The following is a 24,765-nucleotide window of genomic DNA, read 5'->3' as shown; positions in this document are numbered from 1 at the left end:
CCACTACGTTAGCGCGTTTCCCTGGAGACTCATAATCGAGCCCTCGGAGTCAGTTTTCGGCGTACCGAAAGTGACCCCGAATCCGGGGTACGTCGAAGGTAGTGAATGTCCGCTTCCGGGGGCCGCTCTCACTGAGTCTTCAGACCCGTGGCAAGACGTCCCGTTTCCAGCGGCTCGTCCAACGTTAGGTGGTCGATCGGCTTGCGTCAAGCGAGGGTCGGCGCCGGTTCCGGGGCTTGTGGGCCCGGTAGGGGCTGACCGTCGGGTCGTCCTCGAGCCAGAAGCGCCACGGGTAGTGGGCGGCGTCACCGCCCACGCCGGTACGCGGACCGCTCTTCACCGTATCCGGGTCGGCCGGCTCGCCCGCCAGGACGCTCAGCGGGGCGTAGTCGTCGTGGGTGCACACGTCGGCACCGTTCAGCTCGCGGTCCACGGCGAGGGCGGTGGCCAGCCGGGCCGGTCCCTTGGCCAGCTCCAGGTCCTTGCGCGCCTTGGGGCGGCGCTTGCGTGCCTGCTCCACCCCTTCCAGCACCTCGCCGGCGCGGATCAGCACACCGCTGGCCCGGCCCTCGGGGCCGCAGACGAGGTTGAGGCTGTACCACATGCCGTAGATGAAGTAGACGTACGCATGACCGGGTGGGCCGAACATCGAGGCGTTCCGCTCCGTCCTGCCCCGATAGGCGTGGGAGCCGGGATCCGCCTCGCCTGCGTATGCCTCCACCTCCGTGATGCGCAACCGCATTCGGCCGTCCGACGTCGTGCGTACCAGGACGCGCCCGAGCAGGTCGGGGGCGACATCCAGGACAGGACGGTCGAAGAAGGCCCGGGGTAGGTGCGGGTCACCGCTGGTCGTGCTGGGGTGGCGGTCTCGGCCTGCGATCATGCCGTCCGAGCGTACAAGAACCGCGTACGCGACCGCGTGGGCGCCGGCCGCGCGGGGAACGTCGTGCTTCCCGGCGAGAAGCGGACGGGGAGCGAAAGGGGAGGACAAGAGGATGGGCTTCAAGAAGTTGTTCGCGAGCATGGGGATGGGTGGCGCGTCGGTGGACACGGTGCTGCACCAGCCGCACGCCGTGCCCGGTGGCGTGGTGCAGGGCGAGGTGCGGATCGAGGGGGGCTCGGTCACCCAGGAGATCCAGTCGCTGTCGGTGGGGCTGCAGGCCCGCGTCGAGGTCGAGACGAACGACGGGGAGATGCACCAGAACATCGAGTTCGGCACCCAGCGGCTGGGCGGGGAGCTCACCCTGCACGAGGGGGACTCGCACGTGGTGCCCTTCACTCTCGAGGTGCCGTGGGAGACGCCGATCACCGCGTTCATGGGGCAGCAGCTGCGGGGCATGCAGATCGGAGTGACCACCGAGCTGGCGATCGCGCGGGCGCTGGATTCGAGCGATCTGGACCCGGTGGAGATCCACCCGCTGCCGGCGCAGGAGGCGATTCTGGACGCGTTCGGGCAGCTCGGGTTCCGCTTCAAGTCGGCCGACATGGAGAAGGGCCACATCCGCAACACGCGGCAGCGGCTCCCCTTCTACCAGGAGATCGAGTTCTTCGCGCCGCAGCAGTACCGGGGGCTCAACCAGGTCGAGCTGTCGTTCGTCGCGGACGCGCGGGGCATGGACGTCGTGCTGGAGATGGACAAGAAGCCGGGGCTGTTCTCCGAGGGCAGTGACACCTTCCGGGCCTTCCCCGTGGACTTCGACTCCTATCAGCAGACGGACTGGGCCGGGTACCTCAATCAGTGGCTCGCCGAGGTCGGCGGCAAGCGGAACTGGTTCTGAGGCCGCCGCCCGGGCCGGTCGACCGGTGACAGGACCCCGGTCAGCCTCCTGGTCAGCCCAGCAGGATGCTGAGCGGGGTCTCGCGTACCGCCCAGAAGCCGACTGCCGCGGTGAAGACCTCCGCAGCTGCCGCGGCGTCCTCCGGGTCTGCTTGTTCGAATTCCGACCAGCCGGTGGCCAGCAGCAGATAGCCGCGGGGCTTGCCCCACCAGGACAGGTCGGTGAGGAGGTCGGCCAGCGCGTCCCAGTTGCGGCCGAAGTAGTCGGGGAGCTCCAGACCGGTCGCGCAACGTTCCATGAAGTCGGCTTTGTTGTCGACGCCGGTCAGGTCGACCACCGTGCCGAACCAGCCCGCCGCGTCCGCCTGCATCAGGGCGTCGGGTCCCACGGAGGGCAACCGGTAGACGCCGGGGGGCACCGAGTCGTCGAAGAGGCCGGGGAGGTCGGCCTGGGGCAGCTCGGGCAGGTCCACGGGGCTGGTCATGGTCGCACCACCGCTTCGGGGTCTCGTCGTGGTCACTCACCTGATGGCGTTGACGGCTGCGGGTACAGGGCTGGGGTGTACGGGGTGTGCTCTCGCACCCCGTCATGGTGGCAAAGAGAGGCTGTCCGGATCGTTAGGCTGGCCGGTGCAGCGATTCGCGTGACGAGGAGGTTCCCGACGTGACCGACCAGCAACGGCGCCCGCTCCCCCATGACTTCCACCCCCCGGTGCCGTCGATTCGCGTACTGAGCAACGATCTGGCGGATGGCGGCCATCTGGGTACCGCACAGGTGTACGCGGAGGGGAACATCTCTCCGCACCTGCGCTGGGAGGGCTTCCCCGAGGCGGCGAAGAGCTTCGCCGTGACGTGCTTCGATCCGGACGCGCCGACCGGGAGCGGCTTCTGGCACTGGTCCGTCTTCGACATCCCAGCCTCGGTGACCGAGCTGCCCACGGGCGCCGGTACGGGTGAGATGAAGGGGCTCCCCGAGGGCGCTGTTCATGTGCGCAACGACTTCGGGACGCGTGACTTCGGCGGGGCCGCGCCGCCGCCCGGGGACGGGCCGCACCGCTATGTGTTCACCGTGTACGCCGTGGACACCGAGAAGCTCGGGCCCGACTCCGGCGCGACGCCGGCCTTCGTCGGGTTCAACCTGCGCTTCCACACCCTGGCGCGCGGGCAGCTGATCGGCGAGTACGAGATCCCCGCCGAGGGCTGACCCCGCCCGTCCGTCCGGAAGAATTCCGTTGCGCCGCGCTCCCCGCGCGGCGCAACGTGTGTGTGGGCAGTCGGCACCGCGCCGCGGACATCACCGCGAGCGGGGGCGGCAGGCGCTTGTCGGCGCCGCCGTCTGCCGGAGTCCGGCCGGGGGCCGGACGACCGCGCCGGCTGCCTTCGGTCCCGGCGGGGCTCCCCCGGGGTTCTGTCCCTTTGTGATCCTTTTCTCCCCTCTGTGACCTGGCGTTCCGGGGCGCTTCATCTCTTGGACAGCCCCGGGAAATTGCGTTGTCGGCCTGGGTGGACAGCGGCACAGTTGGTGCCACCCGGCGCGGGCGCGTCCGGGCCGGAACGGGAGAAGGGGAGGCGGTCGGGATGCGGGAGACGCTGGTGCTGAACGCGAGCTTCGAGCCGCTGTCGACGGTGTCGCTGCGGCGAGCGGTGGTGCTCGTGATGCGGGAGAAGGCCGTCATCGAGCAGTCGCATCCCGGTCTGCGGGTGCACGCTGCGCAGGTGGAGCTGCCGGTGCCGCAGGTGATCAGACTTCGCCGGTATGTGCGGGTGCCCTTCCGACAACGGGCACCGTGGTCGCGGCGGGGCGTCCTGGTGCGGGACCGGCACCGGTGTGCATACTGCGGGCGCCGGGCGACCACGGTGGACCACATAGTTCCGCGTTCCCACGGCGGTGGGAACACGTGGCTGAACACGGTCGCGGCGTGTGCGGCCGACAATCACCGCAAGGCGGACCGGACGCCGGGGCAGGCGGGGATGAAGCTGCTGGTCAAGCCCTTCGAGCCGACGCCGGCCGACGCGCTGCTGCTGGCGCTGGGGCTCAAGGAGGGTGAGTCGCTGCCCGAGTGGCTGACGCTGCCGGCCACCGCCTGAGCCGTACGACAGCTGCGGTTCGCGACCCCGTACCGCGCGCTCAGCGCAGCAGGAGCTGCACGATCGCCACGAGGCCGACGGCGACGATGACTCCTCGCAGCACTCCGGGGGCCAGCTTGCGTCCGACCCGGGCGCCGAGCTGGCCCCCTGCTGCTGAGCCGACGGCGATCAGCAGGACGGCTGTCCAGTCGAAGTCGGCGACGAAGAGGAAGAAGACGGCCGCCGTGCCGTTGACGACGGCGCCGAGAACGTTCTTGACGGCGTTGATGCGCTGCAGGTCGTCGGGGATGAGCAGGCCCATCAGGGCCAGGTAGATGACACCTTGGGCGGCCCCGAAGTAGCCGCCGTACGCGCTGGCGCACAGAATCCCGCCCTGGAGGGTGGCGCCGCCGTGCGGGTGGCCGCTGTTGTTGTCGCGTTCGCGGCGCCGGCGGACGGCGGCGGCCAGCTTGGGCTGGAGGACGACGAGGACGAGGGCGAGCGCGATCAGGACAGGAACGATCGCGTTGAAGGCGCTGGAGGGCAGGGTGAGCAGCAGGATGGCGCCGACCAGCCCGCCGAGGAGGGCGACGCCGCCCAGCCGGAGGACGCGGCGGCGCTGGCCGCGCAGCTCCCTGCGGTAGCCGATGGCCCCGCTGATGGAGCCGGGGACGAGGCCGAGGGAGTTGGAGACGTTGGCGGTGACGGGTGGCAGGCCGACGGCGAGCAGCACCGGGAAGGTGATGAGAGTGCCCGAGCCGACGATGGTGTTGATGCCTCCGGCGCCGATGCCTGCGGCGCAGACGGCCACGGCCTCCCATATGGTCACGCGTCAGCCCCTTCGGTGATTGGTTTCTCGCTGCACCGATCATGCCCGAAGGGACTGTTTCGACGCGTGGGCGGTCCGGCTGTTGGACTCGCGGTCCCGGCCCACGACCGGAGAGTGAGGCGAGGGGCCCGGGAGCGTCAGGAGTCGAGCGGGGGCTGCTCGCGCGGGGGCTTGGTGACGCTGGGCGGGGCCGGGGTGCCGCCGCCGTTGCCGCCGGTCTCGGGACGGAAGTTGTCGAGTGCGCCGCCGAGGCCCTTGAGTGCGTCGCCGATCTCGCTGGGGACGATCCAGAGCTTGTTGGCGTCGCCCTCGGCGATCTTCGGGAGCATCTGGAGGTACTGGTAGGAGAGCAGCTTCTGGTCCGGGTCGCCGGCGTGGATGGACTCGAAGACGGTGCGGATGGCCTGGGCCTCGCCTTCGGCGCGCAGCGCGGCGGAGCGGGACTCGCCCTCGGCGCGCAGGATGGCCGACTGCTTCTCACCTTCGGCGGTGAGGATCTGCGACTGGCGGACACCTTCGGCCTGGAGGATCGCGGCGCGCTTGTCGCGGTCGGCGCGCATCTGCTTCTCCATCGAGTCCTGGATGGAGGTCGGCGGCTCGATCGCCTTGAGCTCGACGCGGTTGACGCGGATGCCCCACTTGCCGGTGGCCTCGTCGAGGACGCCGCGCAGCGCGGCGTTGATCTCTTCGCGAGAGGTCAGCGTCCGCTCGAGGTCCATGCCGCCGATGATGTTCCGCAGGGTGGTGACGGTGAGCTGCTCGATCGCCTGGATGTAGCTGGCGACCTCGTAGGTGGCCGCCCGCGCGTCCGTCACCTGGTAGTAGATGACGGTGTCGATGTTCACCACGAGGTTGTCCTGGGTGATCACCGGCTGTGGGGGGAAGGGGACGACTTGTTCCCTCAGGTCCACACGGTTGCGGATGGTGTCGATGAAGGGGACGACGATGTTCAGGCCCGCGTTGAGTGTCCGGGTGTAGCGTCCGAAGCGCTCGACGATGGCCGCGCTCGCCTGTGGAATGACCTGGATCGTCTTGATGAGTGCGATGAAGACAAGCACCACCAGGATGATCAGGACGATGATGATGGCGTCCACGGCCTTGCCCCCTGCTTGGTTGAGAAAGACGCTGCCAGAAGAGTTACTGCCCGTGTGCGGTTGCTCATCGACATCACATCACGACAGCCGTCGCGCCGTCGATCTCGACCACATCCACCTGACTGCCCGGCTCATAGGCCGTTTGCGAGTCGAGCGCCCGGGCCGACCAGATCTCACCGGCGAGCTTGATGCGGCCGCTGTCCCCGTCGACCCGCTCCAGCACGACCGCCTGCCTCCCCTTGAGCGCGTCGATCCCGCTGGCCAGCGCAGGGCGTTCGGTGCGCATCCGGCGTGCGATGGGCCGTACGGCCAGGATCAGGGCCGTGGAGACGATCGCGAAGACGATGACCTGGGCCACCGGGCCGCCGCCGATCCCGGCAGTTCCGGCGGCCGCTACGGCGCCCACCGCGAGCATGCCGAACTCGGGCATGGCCGTGATGATGAGCGGGATTCCCAGCGCTGCGGCGGCTACGAGCCACCAGACCCATGCGTCCACACCGCCATGGTAGGCGCACGCTCAGCGCAGCGGCAGGCCCTGTGCCGTCCAGCGGCCGTTCTGCGTCTCGACGACCAGCGGCAGGCCGAAGCAGAGCGAGAGGTTACGGGAGGTCAGTTCCGTCTCCAGCGGCCCTGCTGCCAGCACGCGTCCCTGGCGGAGCATCAGAACGTGGGTGAAGCCCGGCGGGATCTCCTCGACATGGTGGGTGACCATCAGCATGGAGGGCGCGTACGGGTCGCGCGCGAGCCGTCCGAGACGGCGCACCAGGTCCTCGCGGCCGCCCAGGTCGAGTCCGGCAGCGGGCTCGTCCAGGAGCAGCAGTTCGGGGTCGGTCATCATGGCGCGAGCGATCATGGTGCGCTTGCGCTCGCCCTCGGAGAGGGTGCCGAACTTGCGGTCGAGGTAGTCGGACATGCCGAGCCGGTCGAGGAAGGCGAGCGCGCGGTCCTCGTCGACCTTGTCGTAGCTCTCCTGCCAGTGTGCCGTCATGCCGTAGGCGGCGGTGAGGACGGTCTCCAGCACGGTCTGGCGGCGGGGCAGCTTCTCGGCCATGGCGATGCTGGCCATGCCCACGCGGGGCCGCAGTTCGAACACATCGACGCTGCCGAGGCGTTCGCCGAGCACGCCGACGGTGCCGGTGGTCGGGAAGAGGTAGCTGGAGGCGAGGTTGAGCAGGGTGGTCTTGCCGGCTCCGTTGGGGCCGAGGATGACCCAGCGTTCGCCCTCCTTGACCGACCAGGAGACATCTTCCACCAGAGCACGTCCGTCGCGGACCACGGATACGTCCACCAGCTCCAGTACTTCGCTCATGAGCGCGTTGTCTCCTATTGCAGTCGCGTTTAGGTGCCTGTGGGCACATTCCCCAGGGGAAAACCTACGCCACCGTGTGCGAAGCCTGTTCCCTAGGCTTGGTTCATGCTCACAGAACCTCGTTCGGGGCGGCTCGCCGCCTGGGGAAACGCACTGCTCGCCGGACTGGTCTCGCCCGACGAGGCGGCCGAGCGCATCGCGGCGCAGGACGCACGGCACCGCGTGGTGCTGCCGGGGGACGACTCGGACCCGGTGGGGCTGACGCTGGCCCTGGGGCGGCTGCGGTCGCTGGGCGCCGTCGGGCTGCGGGTCGCGCTGCCGGTGCCGGGGCATCCGCTGGGGCTGAGCGGACCGCCGGAGTTCAACGCGCGGGCGCTGGAGGCCGGGGAGGCCGTGCTGGCGCACGGCACGGCACTCGGTCTCGTGCCCACGGTGTACGAGGCGGGACCGGCGGACGCCGACCCGCAGGATGTGCACACGGAGGTGCTGTGGGAGTGCCTGCCGGTGCGGGAGGGCCCGCCCGCCGACGCGCCCTCGCTGGCGGAGGCCGAGCGGGAACTGGCTGAGGCGATGCGGGAGGCCACCGAGGTGCTGACCCGGCTGGATGTGGCCGGCTCAGGGCCGGTGGCCGACGCCGCGCTGGAGGCGTACCGGGCGCGTATGGAGGCGGGCAGGCAGCTGCTGGCGCCGGGCTATCCGCCGCGTGCCGTGCGGGTGCTGGAGCTGGCACAGCGGGTGACGGCGCTGGTGTCGATCGCGCACGGCGACGGAGGGGAGGCCGGCGACGGTAGGGAGCACGGGGGTGCGGTGAGCGCCGCGGAGATGGCGGCCCGCGCCGAGGCGCTGCGGCCGGTGGAGCGCACCGCGCGGCGGGCGCAGGTGGCTGCGTACAACGCCTACGCGGAGGAGCTGGAGCGGCGGCGGGAGGGCGGACGGGCCTGAACGGCGCCGCCCGGCCCTCCGGGGCCCCGCCTGGCGGGGTCAGCTGTTGTGCGTGTGGTTGCCGAAGACCGGGTTGAGGACCCCGACGACGTTGACCGAGTTGCCGGTGAGGTTGACCGGGACGTGGACCGGGGCCTGCACCAGGTTGCCGGAGCCGACGCCCGGCGACTTGACGGCCTTGCCCTGCGCGTCGGCGCTGTGCGCGAACGCCGAGCCGGCCGAGGCACCGGCGGCGACACCGGCGGCGGCGAGGACCAGGGCGGCCTTTTTGGCAGTGTTCATGGGGTGTTCTCCCTGTGGTTCTGCTGAACGGTGCCGCGGCCGACCGCCGCGGGCACGCCATGGAGAACGGGGCATCCGTCGGGAGGGTGCGCGGAAAAGATGACGACCACACGACGGTATGAACGACTGCCCCTGCGCGAACTGCTGACCGAATATTCCGGTTATCCGGTCACCCCGTGGCGGACCGCCCACAGGGCCGCCTGCGTGCGGTCGGCCAGGTCGAGCTTCATCAGGATGTTGGAGACGTGCGTCTTGACCGTCTTCTCCGACAGCACGAGGGCCCGGGCGATCTCCCGGTTCGAGCGGCCGTCCGCTATCAGCCCCAGCACCTCGCGCTCACGCTCGGTCAGCGCCGGACCGCGGCCGGCGCCGCCGCTCTCCTCCTCGCTGAGCAGCGCGCCGGCCACCTCGGGCTGCAACAGCACATGGCCCGCGTGCACGGAGCGGATGGCACCGGCCAGCGCCTCGGGGTCCACGTCCTTGTAGACGTAGCCGACGGCACCCGCACGCAGCGCCGGGACGACCGTGCGCTGCTCGGTGAAGCTGGTGACGATCAGCACCCGCGCCGGATTGCCCCTCTCGCGCAGGGTGCGCAGCGCCTCGACGCCGTCGGTCCCGGGCATTTTGACGTCCATCAGCACCACGTCGGGCCGCAGCTCCTCGGTGCGTGCCACGCCCTCGGCGCCGTCGGACGCCTCTCCGACCACATCGATGTCGTCCTGCACCTCCAGAAAGGTGCGCAGACCACGGCGTACGACCTGATGGTCGTCGACGAGCAGCACACGGATCGCGTCAGCCACCGGGCACCTCCACTTCCACAACTGTGCCCTTACCGGGCTCCGACTGGACGGTCAGCGTGCCGCCGACGCCGGAGGCACGGTCGCGCATCGAGACAAGGCCCAGGTGGCGGCCCGCCGAGCGTACGGCGCCCGGATCGAAGCCCCGGCCGTCGTCGGTGATGACGAGGGCGACGCAGGGGCCGCGGCGGCTGAGGGAGACGCGGACGTGTGAGGCGTCCGCGTGCCGCAGCGCATTGTGCAGCGCTTCCTGGGCGACCCGCAGCAGCGCCTCCTCCTGGGCCGACGGCAGCGCGCGGACGCCCTCGCACGCGAATTCGACCTGAGCGCTGTGGGCGCGGTCCAGGACGTGGGCCTGGGCACGCAGAGTGGCGACGAGGCCGTCCTCGTCGAGTGCGGCGGGCCGCATCTCGATGACGGCTGCGCGCAGTTCGTCGGCCGCCTCGCCGGACAGCTTGGCCACCTCGTGCAGTTCCGCCTTGGCGCGCTCGGGGTCGCGGTCGACCAGGGCCGTGGCTGCCTGGGCCGTCAGGCGCAGCGAGAAGAGCTTCTGGGCCACCGCGTCGTGGAGTTCGTGCGCGATGCGGGTGCGCTCCTCGGCGATGGTCAGCTCGCGGCTGCGCTCGTACAGGCGGGCGTTGGTGAGCGCGATGGCGGCGTGCTGGGCCAGCAGCCGCAGCAGTTCCTCGTCGTCCTCCGTGAAGGAGCAGGGCCGCTCGCTGGACGCCGGACGGCGCTGCCGGGCGGTGGCGGGGTCGCACCGTTTGTTGGCGAGGAAGAGGGCACCGAGGACCTGCTCGCCGTCGGCGATGGGCATGCCGAGGAAGTCGGCCATCTTGGGGTGCGCCGAGGGCCAGCCGCCGAACCGGGGGTCCTTGCGGACGTCGGCGAGGCGCTGCGGGGTGGCGTCGTGCAGCATCGCGGCGAGGATGCCGTGCTGGCGGGGCAGCGGGCCGATGGCCTTCCACTGCTCATCGGTGACGCCGGCGACGACGAACTGTGCGAAGCCTCCGTGGTCGTCGGGTACGCCGAGCGCCGCGTACTCGGCGTCGAGCAGGTCGCGGGCCGAGGCGACGATCGTCTGGAGGACGTCACGTACCTCGAGCCGGCGGTTCATGGCGAGCAGCGCCGCGCTGACGGCGGCGAGTCCGGAACGGGGGACCATGCCGAGCACGGTACTCGCGGGACCGGCAGCGCGGGATCGGGCCGGGGTCAGGGGCGGTGCGGGACGCTGGTCCTAGGTCCGAGGGGGTAGGAGGCCGCACCGTGCCGCCGGGCCGCGCTGTGGCGGGCCACCGGGCCGCGCGGTGGACGACTGCCGGGCCGCGCGTTGGACGGCTGCCGATCTGTGAGTGCTGCCACAGGCTGCCGTCGTTGCTACGGAGCCGCTTCGTCGCCGTAAGTGCGGCGTGCGCTGCGAGGAAACCTCCGCGCCGAGCCCTGTGGCGAAGCTGCCGGGGCAGCCCGCGGCCTTGATCGCGTTTTGCCCGGCAATCGGCGGGCCGCTAAGAATGTCGCTCGCCGCAGACGCCCTGCGGTCCGCAAACCCCCGTCAGCGACCGGAAGAGGCCACTCCGCCATGTCCCCGCAGCCTCCGCAACCCGCGCAACCCGACCGGCCGCGCCGCTTCCCCCGGCGGCAGCAGGTCACCGCAGCAGCAGGTGTCGCGGCGGTAGGGCTGACGGCTCTCGCCCTCGGGCTGGTGCAGCAGGGCTGGGGCGGCGAGGGCGAGGTGCGCGTGCCCGGCGACGAGCTCGCCGCGGGAGCCGCCGCCTGGCAGACGACGACGCAGCACAGCGTGAGCGAGCAGCGCCGGAGCATCGCGGCGCAGTCCGCGCAGGCCACCGAGCGCGCCGAGGCCGCAGCGCGGCGCGAGGCAGCGTCGCGTCAGGCCGCGCGGGCGCGGCGTGCGGCCGAGGCCCGCAAGCGCGCGGAGGCCGAGCGGGCCCGCGAGGAGGCCGAGGCGAGCCGTTCGGCCCGGCGAAAGGAAGCGGCGGCCGAGCAGTCGGCGCCGTCCGGGTCGCCGCAGCAGATAGCCCGGAAGCTCATCGGGGACGCGCAGCAGTTCCAGTGCTTCTCCAACATCGTGGAGCACGAGAGCGGCTGGAACGTCACCGCCCAGAACCCCAGCAGCGGAGCTTATGGGCTGGTGCAGGCGCTCCCCGGGTCGAAGATGGCGTCGGCCGGCGCGGACTGGCGCACCAATCCGGCCACCCAGATCAAGTGGGGGCTGGAGTACATGAAGTCGACCTACGGCGGCCCGTGCGGCGCCTGGTCGTTCTGGCAGAGCCACCAGTCGTACTGACGGCGAAGGGGGCTCCCTCGGGCGAGGGGGCCCCCTTCTTCCGCGTCTTGAGGTTCTGCCGCGTCTCACACGCTCACTTGCGCATGATCTCCGGCTCGTGGCGGCGCAGCAGCCGGATGATGACGAAGTAGCACAGGATGCCCATTGCCACCAGGACGCCCATGTCCATCGTCCACTGGCCCAGGGAGTGGTCCCACAGCGGGTCGGTGTTGGTGGGGTCCTTCTTGTCCTGCGGCATCAGCCGGCCCAGTTCGACGGTGGCGCCCATGGCCGCCATCGCCCACCGGGAGGGCATCAGCCAGGCGAACTGCTCCACACCGGGGCTGTCGAAGAGCTTGAAGAGCACACCGGTGAAGACGACCTGCACGACGGCGAAGAGCACCAGCAGGATCATCGTCTTCTCGGAGGTCTTCACCAGCGAGGAGATGATCAGGCCGAACATCATCGAGGTGCCGCCGAGCGCGATGGCCACCAGGGTCATCTCGATGGCCGGGTTGGAGGCGAGCAGCCCCTCCTCGGGAAGGTCGCGGGGGAAGAAGCCGACGATGCACATCAGCACACCCTGGACGGCCGCGACCAGGCCGAGGACGATCACCTTCGACATCAGATAGGCGGACCGGGACAGCCCGGTGGCCCGTTCCCGTTCGTAGATGACCCGTTCCTTGATCAGCTCACGGACCGAGTTGGCCGCACCCGAGAAACAGGCGCCGATGGCCAGGATCAGCAGGATGGGCCCGGCGTCTCCGTTGGTCTTGCCCGGCGGTGCCGTCAGCCCGTAGTCGGACGGCATCAGGGTGCTGACCAGGCCGAGGAGCAGCGGGGTGACGAAGGACAGCACCAGGAAGGATCGGTCGGCTGAGATCACCGAGACATAGCGGCTGATCAGCGTCCACAGCTGGCTGCCCCAGCTCTGCGGCTTCTGGAGCCTGGTCGGCTGCATCGCCTGCTGCTGCGCCGCGTAGGGGTCCTGATGCGGGGCCTGCTGGTCGATGTCGGCCGCGTACATCTGGTAGTGCTGCGAGCCCTGCCAGCGGCCCATCCAGTCGTAGTCGCGGTAGTTCTCGAAGGCGGAGAAGACATCCGCCCAGGAGTCGTAGCCGAAGAAGTTCAGCGCCTCCTCGGGCGGGCCGAAGTAGGCCACGCCGCCGCCGGGAGCCATCACCAGGAGCTTGTCGCACAGCCCGAGCTCGGCCACCGAGTGGGTGACGACCAGCACCGTGCGGCCGTCGTCGGCCATTCCGCGCAGCAGCTGCATCACATCGCGGTCCATGCCCGGGTCGAGGCCCGAGGTGGGCTCGTCCAGGAAGATCAGCGACGGCTTGGTGAGCAGCTCCAGCGCTACGGAGACGCGCTTGCGCTGGCCGCCGGAGAGGGAGGTGACCCGCTTGTCCGCGTGGATGTCGAGCTTGAGTTCGGCCAGCACCTCCTCCACCCGGGCGTTGCGCTCGGCCTCGGCGACGTCGCCGGGGAAGCGGAGCTTGGCCGCGTAGCGCAGCGCGGTGCGGACCTTCAGCTCCTTGTGCAGGATGTCGTCCTGCGGGACGAGCCCGATGCGCTGGCGCAGCTCGGCGAACTGCTTGTAGAGGTTCCGGTTGTCGTAGAGGACCTCGCCGACGTCGGCCGGACGGTATCCGGTCAGCGCGCGCAGCAGTGTGGACTTGCCGGAGCCTGACGGGCCGATCACGCCGATCAGCGACTTCTCGGGGACGCCGAAGGTGACGTTGTTGAGGATGACCTTGCCGCCGTCGACCTTGACCGTCAGATGGCGGGCCGAGAAGGAGACGTCACCGGTGTCGACGAACTCCTCCAGCCGGTCGCCGACCAGCCGGAAGGTGGAGTGGCCGATACCGACGATGTCCTGCGGCCCGATGGCCACCGTGCCGGACTTGGGGATCGGCTGGCCGTTGACGTAGGTGCCGTTGTGACTGCCGAGGTCGCGGATCTCGGCACGGCCGTCGGGCGAGGCGCGGAACTCCGCGTGGTGCCGGGAGACCTGGAGGTCGGAGACGACCAGTTCGTTCTCCAGCGCACGGCCGATGCGCATCACCCGGCCCAGGGAGAGCTGGTGGAAGGTGGTCGGGCTGCGGTCGCCCGCGGCCTGCGGTGCGCCACCGCCCTGACCGCCGGATACGCCGCCCGCACCGGGACCGCCGGCACCGGGAACGCCCATGCCCTGGGGGCCGGGGCCGCCCTGCTGCGGTATGTGCGGCTGCGGCGGCTGCTGCGCGTACTGCTGCGGGGGTGCCTGCTGCATCTGCTGCGGCATCTGGGGGGCCTGCTGCTGCCAGCCGGGGTGCGGCTGCTGAGGCTGCGGCGGCTGCTGGCCCCAGCCGGGGCCGCCCTGGCCGCCGACCTGCGGCTGCTGGGTCGGTGCGCTGTGCTGGGCAGCGGCCTGCGCCGCCTGGGGCTGCCCGTGCTGCTGACCCTGCTGCTGGTGCGAGGGCGCCGTCTGTCCGCCGTACATACCGGCGGCCGGCGCCTGGCCACCGGATGCCCCGCCCGAGAAGCCCAGGTGCGGGCCGTCGGTGGCGTTGCCCAGATGGACGCTCATGCCGGGCGCGAGCTCCAACTGCTGGATGCGCCGCCCTTGCACATACGTGCCGTTGGTGCTGCCGTGATCCTCAATGACCCAGGCGCGCCCTCCCCAGCGCACCGTGGCGTGCCGCCAGGAGACCCTGGCGTCCTCGATCACCACGTCCCCCTGCGGATCGCGGCCGAGGGTGTAGGCCCTGGACGGATCGAGCGTCCAGGTCTGTCCGTTCAATTCCAGTACGAGTTCCGGCACTCCATGCCCCACAAAGTTGTCCCCCGAGGTACCCCCTGCAGAGAGGGAGTCTAGGGATGGCGAACATCGTGAGGAACTATTTCAGGCTCGGCCGCCCGACAGGAAGCCGGGCCAGCAGTAGGAACCAGGCTGTGACCGTTCCGTCCAGGGAATGTCGGAGAGTCCGCCGCGGCACCGGAGAGAAACAGCCAGGAAAGGGAGAGAAAGGGCTCCCGACGCGTATGTCCCCATGGGTCGCCGCTGATCACGACTGATCACCACGGATCACCACCGACAAGGACAACAGGGCCCGCGCGGGTGTCAGCGGCCGGGTACGCCAGGGCCCCGGAATGCGGCCGGACCAGGCGGCGGTACTGTGAGAGGACCATGAGCACACCTGTGGCCCAGCCTCCGTCGTACGCCGACACCCCGACCCTGCTCGTCAAGATCTTCGGCAAGGACCGGCCCGGCATCACCGCCGGCCTCTTCGACACCCTCGCCGCCTTCGCCGTCGAGGTCGTCGACATCGAGCAGCTCGTCACCCGTGGACGCATCACCCTGTGCGCCCTGGTGACCGCGCCCAGCACCGGCACCGGCACGGAGGGCGAGCTGCGCGCGACCGTGCACAGTTGGGCCGAGTCGATGGGCCTGACCGCCGAGATCATCTCCGGCATCGGCGACAACCGGCCCCGTGGCACCGGGCGTTCCCACGTCACCGTGCTGGGCCACCCGCTCACTGCGGAGTCGACCGCCGCCATAGCGGCCAGCATCACCTCGACCGGCGGCAACATCGACCGTATCTTCCGGCTCGCCAAGTACCCGGTGCTCGCTGTCGAGTTCGACGTCTCGGGCACGGAGACGGCGCTGCTGCGCACCTCCCTGGCCCTGGAGGCGGCCAAGTACGGCGTCGATGTGGCCGTCGTCGCCTCGGGCCTGCAGCGGCGGGCACAGCGGCTGGTCGTGATGGACGTCGACTCCACCCTCATCCAGGACGAGGTGATCGAACTGTTCGCCGCCCACGCGGGCTGCGAGGCCGAGGTCGCCGAGGTGACGACGCGGGCGATGCGCGGCGAGCTGGACTTCGAGGAGTCGCTGCACGCCCGGGTGGAGCTGCTGGCGGGGCTCGACGCCTCGGTGGTGGACAAGGTGCGAGACGAAGTGCGGCTCACGCCCGGGGCCCGCACCCTGGTCCGTACGCTCAAGCGGCTCGGCTTCCAGGTGGGTGTCGTCTCCGGCGGCTTCACCCAGGTGACGGACGCGCTCCAGGAGGAACTCGGGCTGGACTTCGCCTCCGCCAACACCCTGGAGATCGTCGACGGCAGGCTGACCGGGCGGGTCACCGGAGAGGTCGTCGACCGCGCGGGCAAGGCACGGCTGCTGCGCAGGTTCGCACAGGAGGCGGGGGTTCCGCTGGCGCAGACCGTCGCCATCGGCGACGGCGCCAACGACCTGGACATGCTCAACACCGCGGGCCTCGGCGTCGCCTTCAACGCCAAGCCCCTGGTGCGGGAGGCCGCCCACACCGCGGTGAACGTGCCCTTCCTGGACACGGTGCTCTATCTGCTGGGCATCACACGCGAGGAGGTCGAGGCCGCGGACGGCCCCGAGGCGGAGAGGATCGAGGGGGGCCTGGCCGAGGGCCCCTGACGGGGCCCCTGACCGGGGTCGCCCCGACCGAGGAGCCCCGACCGAGGTGCCTCGGCCGAGGGAGCCCGACCGTGGAGTCCGAGCCTCCCCGCCGTCCGGTGCGGCACCGGTGGGCGCCGCCCGGCGCCGTCACTCGTGCGGTGACCAGAAGCGGGTCAGCTCGGCGCTGCCTGCCTCCACCGACTTCCAGGAGCCGGTGTACCGCAGGATGGCCACGCCCGCCGTGGGGAAGCCCCGGGCCATCCGTTCCTGTGCTTCCTGGTCGGCGGCGCCGGCGAGCACATCGGCGACCGACTGCATTCCTGGGTTGTGACCGATGATCAACAAGTCCCGCACTTCGTCGGCGACTTCGTTGATGACTTCGATGATCTGGCCGGGAGGCGCCTCGTAGAGCCGCTCCTCGTAGACCGTCTTGGGACGCTGGGGGAGGTGCGAGACGGCCAGTTTCCATGTCTCGCGGGTACGGGTCGCTGTCGAGCAGAGGGTGAGTTGCGGGGTGATGCCCTGACCGGCGAGCCATTCGCCCGCCGCGGGGGCGTCCAGGCGGCCTCGCTCGGAGAGGGGCCGCTCGTGGTCCGCCACCTGGGGCCAGTCCGCCTTGGCGTGCCGGAGAAGGACGATACTGCGGGGCACATCGACGCTCATGTGTCCCAGCTTCGCATGAAACCCGCTGTCAGGCGCGGGGTGTTGAACGGCCGGTCCCCTACGGGTGACGGACGGTGATGCCCCGCTCACCCCGTCACCGGGACGGCTCAGCCGGGACCCCTGTCGGCAGGACGTCCCCGGGCCGGACTAGCCCAGCACAGCGCCCCACAGATGGGTGAAGAAGGACAGCAGCGGGCTGTCGGCGGCGCGCTGGGCGGCGTCCGCCTGTCCCCCGCCGACCACGAGAACCAGCAACAGGACGAAGCCGAGTGCCGGGAGCAGCGCCCCCCACCAGGGCAGCCGTGTCTGCGCTGCTTGCTGCCGGGTGGCGTCCGGCCGCGTGCCGCCCGGGGCCGGGCGGCTCCTGCTCCGGTCCGATGTGAGGTGCGCGGGGGCCGTCATGGGTCTCGCCTCCGGGTTCCGTGGTGGCTTCGCTGGTCTTTCGTGTACGCCTCGACGGTACGGAGGGCGGGAGGCCGGTCCCATCCGGTGAGCCACCCAGTTACCCCTGAGGCAGGCCCCCTAGGGGATGGTGGTGCCGGCTACACCCCGCCCGTGCGGCCAGGAGCCCCCGGCGGCGCGGACCGGGCGCCGGAGGCGGCCTCAGCCCGCGACGATGCTGGCGATCACCGCGATGACGACGGTGACGGCGATCATCGCGCCGAAGATCAGCAGCAGCTTCTTCCGGGGTTCCGGGGGGTTCGGTTCGAGCACTGGCATGTGAGCCAGTGTCGCACTCAGCGCCCTTCCTCGATGACCCGGTCCCTGCCCGCCAGCAGCCCGGTCGCCATCTGCGCCAGCATCAGCGCGGCCATCAGCAGGAGCGGCAAGTGCCAGCCGCCGCTGACGTCGTGCAGCGAGCCGACCAGCAGCGGGCCGGGGATGGAGATCAGATAGCCGGTGCTCTGTGCGAAGGCGGAGAGCTTGACGACACCGGTGTGGGAGCGGGAGCGCATCCCGATCATGGTGAGGGCCAGCGGGAAGGCGCAGTTGGAGACGCCCAGCACCAGCGCCCATACCCAGGCGCCCGCGGCGGGCGCGAACCACAGGCCCGCGTAGCCGACCAGGCCGCAGACGCCCAGGGCGAACACCAGGGGGCCCTGGTGCCGCATCCGGGCGGCCAGCTTCGGCAGGACGAAGGAGAGCGGGACGCCCATGCCCATCGTCACCGCGAGCATCACCCCGGCCGCCGAGGCCGAGACTCCCGCGTCCCGGAAGATCTGCGGCAGCCAGCCCATGGTGATGTAGGCGGCGGACGCCTGGAGTCCGAAGAAGACGCCGAGCGCCCAGGCGGTGGGCGACTTGGTGATCCGCAGGCCGGTCGCGGCCTGCTCGCCGGGCTGCCCGGGAACGGTCTCCGGTGCGCTCTGCGCCCCGGGGGCGCGGTCGGAGCGGCCCCGGGAGATCACGGCCCAGGGCACGACGGCGACAGCGGCCAGCAGCGCCCAGGCGCCCAGGCCGACGCGCCAGCTGCCGCCGAGCGCGTCGGTCATCGGCACGGTGACGGCGGCGGCGCCTGCGGTGCCCAGGGCGAGCGCCATCGAGTAGAGCCCCGTCATGGAGCCGACCCGGTCGGGGAACCAGTGCTTGACGACCACGGGCATCAGTACGTTGCTCACCGCGATTCCGGCCAGAGCGAGCGCGGTGGCGGCGAGGAAGGCCGTGGTGCCGCCCGCCAGTGGCCGCAGCGCGAGCCCGAGGGCGATGGCGACCATCCCGCCCAGCACGACGGTTGCCGGGCCGCGGCGGCGGGCCAGCCGGGGGGCGAGTCCGCCGAAGACGGCGAAACAGAGCGACGGCACGGAGGTCAGCAGCCCGGCGACGGTGCCGTTCATGTGCAGACCGCGCCGGACCTCCTCCAGCAGCGGGCCGAGTCCGGATATGGCGGGGCGCAGGTTGAGCGCCGCGATCACCATTCCGGCAGCGACGAGGCCGAGCAGCCAGCGCGGTCCCGCAGGGGAGGCGGCACCGGGTCCGGGCGGCGCCGCGGGGGCCGCCGTGAGAGCCGCAGCTGGGGGCTCGGGAGCGGTGCGGGTACTCAGATCGGTTGAGGGTGTGGAATTCCTGCTGTCGTCGTCTGCCAGTGCCATGCGACCCATCATAGAATCATGGGATGAATAACGGCCAACCGATTGCCCAGCCCCAGCTTCCCTCGCTCGCCACTCCCCAGCGCGCGCCCTTGGCCACCCAGGTGATCGCCGCACTGCGGCAGCAGATCACCTCGGGCCAGTGGCCGGTGGGCAGCCGCATCCCGACCGAGCCGGAGCTGGTCGAGCAGCTGGGGGTGGCCCGTAACACCGTGCGGGAGGCAGTGCGCGCGCTCGCGCACAACGGGCTGCTGGACATCCGGCAGGGCTCGGGCACCTATGTGGTGGCCACCAGCGAGCTGGCCGGGGTGATGCACCGCAGGTTCGCCGGGGCCGATCTGCGGCACGTGGCGGAGCTGCGCTCGGCCCTGGAGACGGCCGGAGCTCGGCTGGCGGCGCGCCGCCGTACGGAAGCCGACCTGCGGCAGCTCGACGGGCTGCTGGCCCGCCGCGAGGCGGCATGGGACTCGGGTGACGTCGAACGCTTCATCGACGCCGACCGGAGCCTGCACATGGGCGTGGTGGCCGCTTCCCACAACGAGGTCCTGGCGGCGGTCTACGCCGACCTGGGCGAGGTGCTGCGGGCCTATCTGCGGCAGGACGTCGGCGACGAGCTGCGCCCGGAGAACCACATGGACCACGCGCGGCTGCTGGAGGCCATCCACGACCAGGACGCAGAGGCCGCCTCCGAGGAGGCGGCCTCTCATACGGCGGAATGGGGCGAGGGCGCGCTGTAGACGGCGGCGCCGCGGCGGAAAACCCGCCCCGCGAGGGGACTTAGGCACCCATCATGTGGACGCCGCCGTCCACATGGACGATCTCGCCCGTGGTCTTGGGGAAGAAGTCGGACAGCAGGGCGACGACGCCGCGGCCCGCGGGCTCGGGGTCGGCGAGGTCCCAGCCGATGGGCGCGCGGGTGTTCCACACGTCGGACAGCTCCTCGAAGCCCGGGATGGACTTGGCGGCCATCGACTTGATGGGGCCGGCGGAGACCAGGTTGCAGCGGATGTTCTTGTGGCCCAGATCGCGCGCGAGGTAGCGGGAAGTGGCCTCCAGCGCCGCCTTGGAGACACCCATCCAGTCGTACTTCGGCCAGGCGAGCTGCGCGTCGAAGTCCATGCCCACGACGGAGGCGCCGCGCTTCTCCAGCAGCGGCAGCAGCGCCATCGTCAGCGCCTTGAGCGAGAACGCCGAGACCTCGACGGCCGTGGCGACCGACTCCCACTCGGTGTTGAGGAAGTTGCCGCCCAGCGCGTCCTGCGGCGCGAAGCCGATGGAGTGCACGACCCCGTCGAGCGCGGCGTCGTCACCGAGGTGCTCGGTGACCTTGGCGGCGAGCCCGTCCAGGTGCTCCTTGTTCTGCACGTCCAGCTCGATGACCGGCGCCTCCTTGGGCAGCCGCTTGGCGATGCGCTCCACCAGGGAGAGCCGCCCGAAGCCGGTCAACACCACCTCGGCGCCCTCCTCCTGGGCGACCTTGGCCGCGTGGAAGGCGATCGAGGAGTCGGTCAGCACTCCGGTGATCAGGACGCGCTTTCCGGCGAGGATTCCGCTCATGTTCAGTGACCCATGCCCAATCCGCCGTCCACGGGAATGACGGCTCCGGTGATGTATGCGGCCTCGTCGGACGCCAGGAAGCGGACCGAGGAGGCGACCTCCTCCGGCGCGGCGTAGCGGCCCAGCGGCACCTGCTTGACGATCTCCTCGCGCTGCTCGTCGGTGAGTGCGCGGGTCATGTCGGTGTCGACGAAGCCGGGCGCGACGACGTTGCAGGTGATGTTGCGGGAGCCCAGCTCACGGGAGAGCGAGCGGGCGAAGCCCACGAGACCTGCCTTGGACGCGGCGTAGTTGGCCTGCCCGGCCTGGCCCATCAGCCCGACGACCGAGGAGATCAGCACGATACGGCCCTTGCGGGCGCGCAGCATGGCGCGGGAGGCGCGCTTGACCACCCGGTAGGTACCGGTGAGGTTGGTGTCGACGACCGAGGCGAAGTCGTCCTCGGACATCCGCAGCAGAAGCTGGTCGCGGGTGATGCCCGCGTTGGCGACGAGCACCTCGACCGCGCCCTGCTTCTCCTCGATCTCTTTGTACGCCTGCTCCACCTGCTCCGGCTCGGTGATGTCGCACTTGACGCCGAGGAAGCCCTCGGGCGGCTCTCCGGAGCGGTAGGTGACGGCGACCTTGTCGCCTGCCTCGGCGAAGGCACGGGCGATGGCGAGGCCGATGCCGCGGTTCCCTCCGGTCACGAGCACTGAGCGGCTCACTGTGTGACCACCCTTTCTGCTTCTGCTGTCGCGGTCTGTCGCAAGGAGAACCTATCCGCCATGACCAGGTCGCGAGCACTCGGGCACGGACAGGGGGTCCAGCGGCCTCCTGTGGGGTCCCTACAGAAACGCCGATTCCGCGGCGGCGCGAACCGCGTCGGGCGGCCACGGGGACGCCGCGGACGGCTCCGGGCCGGGGTGGCGGCGCCGGGGTTGAGTGCCGGGGTGGCCGGGCGGAGTGCCCGGGTGGAGTGCGGCGGCAGAGCCGCCGCGGGCGGTCGGTGTCGGTGCGGGGGCATAGACTTTCCCGGACCGTATTCAGCAACCACCACACCAGGACAGTGACGTGACACGCCTCGGCGACTCCGTACAGCGCGCCAGTGAGCTGCTGGCCCAGGACCTCTCCTCCGACACCAATGTCGAGCGGCTGCTCGAGGAGACCGGGACGCGGCGCTATCTGGACCTGAGCGATCTGCCGGCCAAGGAGCAGGCCGAGTTGATCGGGGCGCGCTCGGTCGAGCTGCTGCCGTCCGTGGACAAGCTCGCCGAGCGGATCGAGGAGCGTGCTGCCCAGGGCAAGGGCCTGCACATCAAGCTGGGCATCGACCCGACGGCGGCGGATGTGCATCTGGGCCACGCCGTACCGGTCATCGTGCTCAGCCGCTTCCAGCGGATGGGGCACGACGTCACGCTGATCATCGGCGACTTCACCGCCAAGATCGGCGATCCCTCGGGCCGAACGGCCGAGCGCCCGCCGCTGACCGACGAGGACATCGCACAGAACCTGTCCGGCTACCAGGAGCAGGTGCGGCCCTTCTTCGACTTCGAGAAGGTGCGCTTCGCCCGCAACAGCGAGTGGCTGGCCCCCGTCACGCTGCCCGAGTTGCTGGGGCTGCTCGCGCAGGTGCCCGTCTCGGCGCTGCTCCAGCGCGAGGACTTCCGCAACCGGCTCTCCGAAGGCTCCGGGCTGACCATGTCCGAGCTGCTCTACCCCGTCGCCCAGGCCCTCGACTCGGTGGAGCTGGCCTGCGACGTGGAGCTCGGCGGCGTCGACCAGCTCCTCAACCTCCAGATGGGGCGCCGGGTGATGGAGGTACACGGGCAGCAGCCGCAGCTCGTGGTCACCATGCCACTGGTCGAGGGCACGGACGGCTCGGGCGCCAAGATGTCCAAGTCCAAGGGCAACTACGTCGGCCTGAGCAGCGCACCCGACGAGGTCTTCGGCAAGATCATGTCCATCCCCGACCGGCTGATGGTGCCCTACCTGCGCGCCTGGACCGAGTGGACGGACACCGAGATCGACCAGGCGACAGCCCGTATCGAGGCCGGCTCACTGCACCCGATGGACCTGAAGAAGGTCCTGGCCGGCGAGGTCGTCGCGGCCCTGCACGGTGTGCCGGCGGCGATGGCCGCCCGCGCGCACTTCGTCGCCCAGTTCTCCAAGAAGTCCTTCTCCGACCTGGAGACCCTGCCTGTCGTGGACGTGGCCGAACACGGCGCAGAGGGCGTCGCCGCTGTACTGACGAAGGTGCTGGAGTTCACCCCGAGCGCTTCGGCCGCCCGCCGCATCGCCAAGCAGAACGGGCTGCGGCTGATCATCGAGAGGGGCGGCGAGAAGCAGCAGGCCGTGGTGGTCTCCGAGACAGAGGCGCTGCGCCCGCTGGCCGAGGTCGCCGGAGAAGCGGTCTCCTCCGGGGGCGGCACGGCCGACGCGGTCTATCTGAAGGCGGGCCGCAAGGTCGCGGAGCTCCGCGGTCTGTGACGGCGGCCCGGCAGCGCTGTGGACGCGCGTACCCCGGCTCTGCGGCCGGGGTACGCAATCCACCGGAGCCGCCGGACCCGCGTCGTGCGCAGGCCGTCCGGTCCTCCGGGGCCGCCGCCCCGGTCTCGTAGCGGACGCGTCCGAGGCGTACCGTGGGAAACGTCCGGATCTCCGTGCACAGCCGCGGAGAACGGCAGGTGAGCAGGTGGTGGAATGTGATGCGGAAGCAGCACCAGCCGGAGGTTTTCCGGATCACCGGGGCTCGGCAGAGCCTGCAGGAAGACGTGCGCGGGAGGCAGCGTCGCTATGTGATCTCCATGCTGATCCGCACGGTCGCCGTCCTGCTCACCGTGGTGCTGTGGAACGTCGAGCGCCCGCTTGCCGTGGTGACGCTGGTGCTCGGCCTGACGCTTCCGTACATCGCCGTCGTGATCGCCAACGCCGGACGGGAGAACGCGCCGTCGGCTCCCCCGACGGTGCCGCCTGACCCTGCGCACGAAGAGCTGGAGCCCTCACGGGTGAGCAAAGCGGAGGACGAAACCGGCACCGCGGGGGGCGAAACCGGCACAGCGGAGGGGGAAACCGCTCCGGAAGAGGCCGAGTCCGCCCCGAACGAGACGACGGGTGACCGCAGTTGATCTGGCTCTTTGCACAAAGCTCAAGAAAACCTCAGATCAATCCTGCGGTTCCGGTGCACTGCGGCCGCTCCCGCATGCCATACTTCATGTGCGCTCCGCATCCCCCGTCGGAGCGATGGACCGACGCCGGGCGGCTCCCCCCGTGGCTGCCCGGCGTCGTTTAATGTCCGCGGCGTGAAGGAAGACCGTGAGGGAAGATGAAGGCGTGATTCCTTCCGCCTCCCCCTCAGCCGAGGGACCCGATACCCCGATCTGCTCCGCCAAGGGCTGCCGTGAGCCGGCTGTGTGGGTGCTCGCCTGGAACAACCCCAAGCTGCACACCCCCGACCGCCGCAAGACGTGGCTGGCCTGCGAGGAACACCGCGAATACCTCTCGAAGTTCCTCGGCGTCCGCGGCTTCCTGAAGGACACCGTGCCGCTGGCCGACTGGGAGCCGAAGCCGTCCGAGGACAGCTGAGACCCCTCGCCCACGGAAGGACGCCGTCGTCTCGCGGGCGCGCCGTCCCGCAGGCGCCCGGATGTCGGGACCTCAGCCACCGATCGCCGACATCGGGCGCTGCGGCTGGACGAACGAGGGGTCGTCGATGCCGGCCCCCGCCTTCTTGCCCCACATCGCCTTCCGCCACGACGCCGCCACCTGGGCATCCGAGGCACCTCCGCGCAGTGCGCCCCGCAGATCGGACTCCTCCGTGGCGAACAGGCAGGTGCGCACCTGTCCGTCCGCCGTCAGCCGGGTGCGGTCGCAGGCTCGGCAGAACGGCCGGGTGACCGACGCGATCACCCCGACCCGCTGCGGACCACCATCCACCAGCCAGCGCTCCGCCGGTGCCGAACCACGCTCTTCCTGCCCCTCCGGGGTGAGGGCGAAGCGGGTGCGCAGCGACTCCAGGATGTCACCTGCGGTGATCATGCCCTCACGCTGCCAGCCGTGCTGGGCGTCGAGCGGCATCTGCTCGATGAAGCGGAGCTCGTACCCCTCCTCCAGTGCCCATTCCAGCAGTTCAGGGGCCTCCTGGTCGTTCATCCCCGGCATCAGCACCGCGTTGACCTTCACCGGCGCCAGGCCGGCCTCCCGGGCGGCCGCCAGCCCGCGAAGGACGTCTGCGTGGCGCTTGCGGCGCGTCATCCGCTGGAACGTCTCCGGGTCCAGCGTGTCCAGCGAGACGTTCACACGGTCCAGGCCCGCCTCACGCAGCGCCGCCGCCGTGCGCTCCAGGCCGATGCCGTTGGTGGTCAGCGACATCCTGGGACGGGGCTCCAGCTCGGCACAGCGCGCGACTATGCCGGTCAGCCCTGGGCGCAGGAGGGGTTCGCCGCCGGTGAAGCGGACCTCGGTGACGCCGAGGTCGGTGACCGCGATCCGGACCAGACGGACGATCTCGTCGTCCGTCAGGAGTTCGGGCTTGGCGAGCCACTGCAGGCCCTCCTCCGGCATGCAGTAGGTGCAGCGCAGGTTGCAGCGGTCGGTCAGCGAGACGCGCAGGTCGGTGGCGACCCGGCCGTAGGTGTCCAGCAGCATGCTGACGGCCTCCCAGGAACGTGAGCTGCTTCGCAGC

27 protein-coding genes are annotated in these 24,765 nt (G+C 70.7%); 10 read left to right on the top strand and 17 right to left on the bottom strand.

Going from position 1 to position 24,765, the window contains the following annotated elements:
- Positions 1-184: 184 nt before the first annotated feature.
- A complete protein-coding gene (locus tag JW592_RS23500; RefSeq protein WP_209267186.1) occupies positions 185-883 on the bottom strand; it encodes a DNA-3-methyladenine glycosylase in 699 nt (232 codons plus the stop codon).
- Between the two features lie 112 nt (positions 884-995).
- On the opposite strand from JW592_RS23500, the gene JW592_RS23495 reads away from it, so the two are divergent.
- Complete coding sequence (locus JW592_RS23495; protein ID WP_209267185.1) at positions 996-1,778, top strand: sporulation protein; 783 nt, start codon at positions 996-998, stop codon at positions 1,776-1,778.
- 52 nt (positions 1,779-1,830) lie between these two features.
- On the opposite strand, the gene JW592_RS23490 is transcribed toward JW592_RS23495, so the two are convergent.
- Positions 1,831-2,262: a barstar family protein gene (locus JW592_RS23490; protein ID WP_209267184.1), complete on the bottom strand. Its 432-nt coding sequence runs from the start codon at positions 2,260-2,262 to the stop codon at positions 1,831-1,833.
- 179 nt (positions 2,263-2,441) lie between these two features.
- Between JW592_RS23490 and JW592_RS23485 the strand changes: the two genes are divergently transcribed.
- The gene (locus JW592_RS23485) at positions 2,442-2,981 is read left to right on the top strand and encodes a YbhB/YbcL family Raf kinase inhibitor-like protein (RefSeq protein ID WP_209267183.1); all 540 of its coding nucleotides are present in this window, start codon (positions 2,442-2,444) and stop codon (positions 2,979-2,981) included.
- Between the two features lie 374 nt (positions 2,982-3,355).
- On the top strand, positions 3,356-3,865 hold the full coding sequence (locus tag JW592_RS23480) for an HNH endonuclease (RefSeq protein ID WP_209267182.1): 510 nt from the start codon (positions 3,356-3,358) through the stop codon (positions 3,863-3,865).
- 40 nt (positions 3,866-3,905) lie between these two features.
- On the opposite strand, the gene JW592_RS23475 is transcribed toward JW592_RS23480, so the two are convergent.
- The 4 genes from JW592_RS23475 to JW592_RS23460 form a co-directional block, all read right to left on the bottom strand.
- The gene (locus JW592_RS23475; protein WP_209267181.1) at positions 3,906-4,673 is read right to left on the bottom strand and encodes a sulfite exporter TauE/SafE family protein; all 768 of its coding nucleotides are present in this window, start codon (positions 4,671-4,673) and stop codon (positions 3,906-3,908) included.
- 137 nt (positions 4,674-4,810) lie between these two features.
- Positions 4,811-5,767, bottom strand: coding sequence for an SPFH domain-containing protein (locus tag JW592_RS23470; RefSeq protein ID WP_209267180.1), 957 nt, complete (start codon positions 5,765-5,767; stop codon positions 4,811-4,813).
- Positions 5,768-5,840: 73 nt separating this feature from the next.
- The gene (locus tag JW592_RS23465; protein WP_209267179.1) at positions 5,841-6,263 is read right to left on the bottom strand and encodes an NfeD family protein; all 423 of its coding nucleotides are present in this window, start codon (positions 6,261-6,263) and stop codon (positions 5,841-5,843) included.
- A 21-nt stretch (positions 6,264-6,284) separates the two neighbouring features.
- A complete protein-coding gene (locus JW592_RS23460) occupies positions 6,285-7,076 on the bottom strand; it encodes an ABC transporter ATP-binding protein (RefSeq protein ID WP_209267178.1) in 792 nt (263 codons plus the stop codon).
- Positions 7,077-7,181: 105 nt separating this feature from the next.
- Between JW592_RS23460 and JW592_RS23455 the strand changes: the two genes are divergently transcribed.
- A complete protein-coding gene (locus tag JW592_RS23455; RefSeq protein WP_209267177.1) occupies positions 7,182-8,018 on the top strand; it encodes an Rv1486c family protein in 837 nt (278 codons plus the stop codon).
- Positions 8,019-8,057: 39 nt separating this feature from the next.
- Here the strand turns inward: JW592_RS23455 and JW592_RS23450 are convergent, their stop codons facing one another.
- The 3 genes from JW592_RS23450 to JW592_RS23440 all read right to left on the bottom strand — a co-directional run bounded on the left by JW592_RS23450 (position 8,058) and on the right by JW592_RS23440 (position 10,262).
- Entirely contained in the window at positions 8,058-8,300 is a 243-nt protein-coding gene (locus JW592_RS23450) for a chaplin (RefSeq protein WP_209267176.1), read from the bottom strand.
- 161 nt (positions 8,301-8,461) lie between these two features.
- Positions 8,462-9,100 carry a response regulator gene (locus JW592_RS23445; RefSeq protein ID WP_209267175.1) on the bottom strand — a complete coding sequence of 213 codons (639 nt, stop codon included), beginning with the start codon at positions 9,098-9,100 and terminating at the stop codon, positions 8,462-8,464.
- Positions 9,093-10,262, bottom strand: coding sequence for a GAF domain-containing sensor histidine kinase (locus tag JW592_RS23440; RefSeq protein ID WP_209267174.1), 1,170 nt, complete (start codon positions 10,260-10,262; stop codon positions 9,093-9,095). Before JW592_RS23440 ends, JW592_RS23445 begins: the two co-directional genes overlap by 8 nt.
- 414 nt (positions 10,263-10,676) lie before the next feature.
- Between JW592_RS23440 and JW592_RS23435 the strand changes: the two genes are divergently transcribed.
- Complete coding sequence (locus tag JW592_RS23435; protein WP_209267173.1) at positions 10,677-11,402, top strand: aggregation-promoting factor C-terminal-like domain-containing protein; 726 nt, start codon at positions 10,677-10,679, stop codon at positions 11,400-11,402.
- 73 nt (positions 11,403-11,475) lie between these two features.
- Here JW592_RS23435 and JW592_RS23430 read toward each other — a convergent pair whose 3' ends face one another.
- The gene (locus tag JW592_RS23430; RefSeq protein ID WP_209267172.1) at positions 11,476-14,199 is read right to left on the bottom strand and encodes an FHA domain-containing protein; all 2,724 of its coding nucleotides are present in this window, start codon (positions 14,197-14,199) and stop codon (positions 11,476-11,478) included.
- Between the two features lie 354 nt (positions 14,200-14,553).
- Between JW592_RS23430 and serB the strand changes: the two genes are divergently transcribed.
- The gene (serB, locus tag JW592_RS23425; protein ID WP_209267171.1) at positions 14,554-15,813 is read left to right on the top strand and encodes a phosphoserine phosphatase SerB; all 1,260 of its coding nucleotides are present in this window, start codon (positions 14,554-14,556) and stop codon (positions 15,811-15,813) included.
- A gap of 129 nt (positions 15,814-15,942) precedes the next feature.
- Here serB and JW592_RS23420 read toward each other — a convergent pair whose 3' ends face one another.
- The 4 genes from JW592_RS23420 to JW592_RS23410 all read right to left on the bottom strand — a co-directional run bounded on the left by JW592_RS23420 (position 15,943) and on the right by JW592_RS23410 (position 18,542).
- Positions 15,943-16,458, bottom strand: a complete 516-nt coding sequence (locus JW592_RS23420) for a SixA phosphatase family protein (protein WP_209267170.1) — start codon at positions 16,456-16,458, stop codon at positions 15,943-15,945.
- Positions 16,459-16,605: 147 nt separating this feature from the next.
- Positions 16,606-16,860, bottom strand: coding sequence for a hypothetical protein (locus tag JW592_RS23415; RefSeq protein ID WP_209267169.1), 255 nt, complete (start codon positions 16,858-16,860; stop codon positions 16,606-16,608).
- A gap of 201 nt (positions 16,861-17,061) precedes the next feature.
- Positions 17,062-17,178: an SGM_5486 family transporter-associated protein gene (locus tag JW592_RS33240; protein ID WP_267878074.1), complete on the bottom strand. Its 117-nt coding sequence runs from the start codon at positions 17,176-17,178 to the stop codon at positions 17,062-17,064.
- Positions 17,179-17,195: 17 nt separating this feature from the next.
- The gene (locus tag JW592_RS23410) at positions 17,196-18,542 is read right to left on the bottom strand and encodes a CynX/NimT family MFS transporter (RefSeq protein ID WP_229376684.1); all 1,347 of its coding nucleotides are present in this window, start codon (positions 18,540-18,542) and stop codon (positions 17,196-17,198) included.
- 29 nt (positions 18,543-18,571) lie between these two features.
- Between JW592_RS23410 and JW592_RS23405 the strand changes: the two genes are divergently transcribed.
- Complete coding sequence (locus tag JW592_RS23405; RefSeq protein ID WP_209267167.1) at positions 18,572-19,282, top strand: FadR/GntR family transcriptional regulator; 711 nt, start codon at positions 18,572-18,574, stop codon at positions 19,280-19,282.
- A gap of 40 nt (positions 19,283-19,322) precedes the next feature.
- Here JW592_RS23405 and fabI read toward each other — a convergent pair whose 3' ends face one another.
- Positions 19,323-20,102, bottom strand: coding sequence for an enoyl-ACP reductase FabI (fabI, locus tag JW592_RS23400; protein WP_209267166.1), 780 nt, complete (start codon positions 20,100-20,102; stop codon positions 19,323-19,325).
- Positions 20,103-20,104: 2 nt separating this feature from the next.
- Entirely contained in the window at positions 20,105-20,809 is a 705-nt protein-coding gene (gene fabG / locus JW592_RS23395) for a 3-oxoacyl-[acyl-carrier-protein] reductase (protein WP_209267165.1), read from the bottom strand.
- 346 nt (positions 20,810-21,155) lie between these two features.
- Here fabG and tyrS point away from each other — a divergent pair, with 346 nt between their 5' ends.
- The 3 genes from tyrS to JW592_RS23380 all read left to right on the top strand — a co-directional run bounded on the left by tyrS (position 21,156) and on the right by JW592_RS23380 (position 23,666).
- The gene (gene tyrS, locus JW592_RS23390) at positions 21,156-22,571 is read left to right on the top strand and encodes a tyrosine--tRNA ligase (RefSeq protein ID WP_209267164.1); all 1,416 of its coding nucleotides are present in this window, start codon (positions 21,156-21,158) and stop codon (positions 22,569-22,571) included.
- Between the two features lie 218 nt (positions 22,572-22,789).
- Positions 22,790-23,209, top strand: coding sequence for a DUF3099 domain-containing protein (locus JW592_RS23385; protein ID WP_209267197.1), 420 nt, complete (start codon positions 22,790-22,792; stop codon positions 23,207-23,209).
- Between the two features lie 187 nt (positions 23,210-23,396).
- On the top strand, positions 23,397-23,666 hold the full coding sequence (locus JW592_RS23380) for a hypothetical protein (RefSeq protein WP_372446560.1): 270 nt from the start codon (positions 23,397-23,399) through the stop codon (positions 23,664-23,666).
- A 72-nt stretch (positions 23,667-23,738) separates the two neighbouring features.
- Here the strand turns inward: JW592_RS23380 and moaA are convergent, their stop codons facing one another.
- The gene (gene moaA, locus JW592_RS23375; RefSeq protein ID WP_209267163.1) at positions 23,739-24,728 is read right to left on the bottom strand and encodes a GTP 3',8-cyclase MoaA; all 990 of its coding nucleotides are present in this window, start codon (positions 24,726-24,728) and stop codon (positions 23,739-23,741) included.
- Between the last annotated feature and the right edge of the window lie 37 nt (positions 24,729-24,765).

Origin of the sequence: Streptomyces spirodelae (assembly GCF_017676385.1) — a bacterium.
GTDB classification, from domain to species: domain Bacteria; phylum Actinomycetota; class Actinomycetes; order Streptomycetales; family Streptomycetaceae; genus Streptomyces; species Streptomyces spirodelae.
The sequence above is the reverse complement of the archived record's forward strand: the minus strand, read 5'-3'. Positions and strand labels throughout refer to the sequence as shown.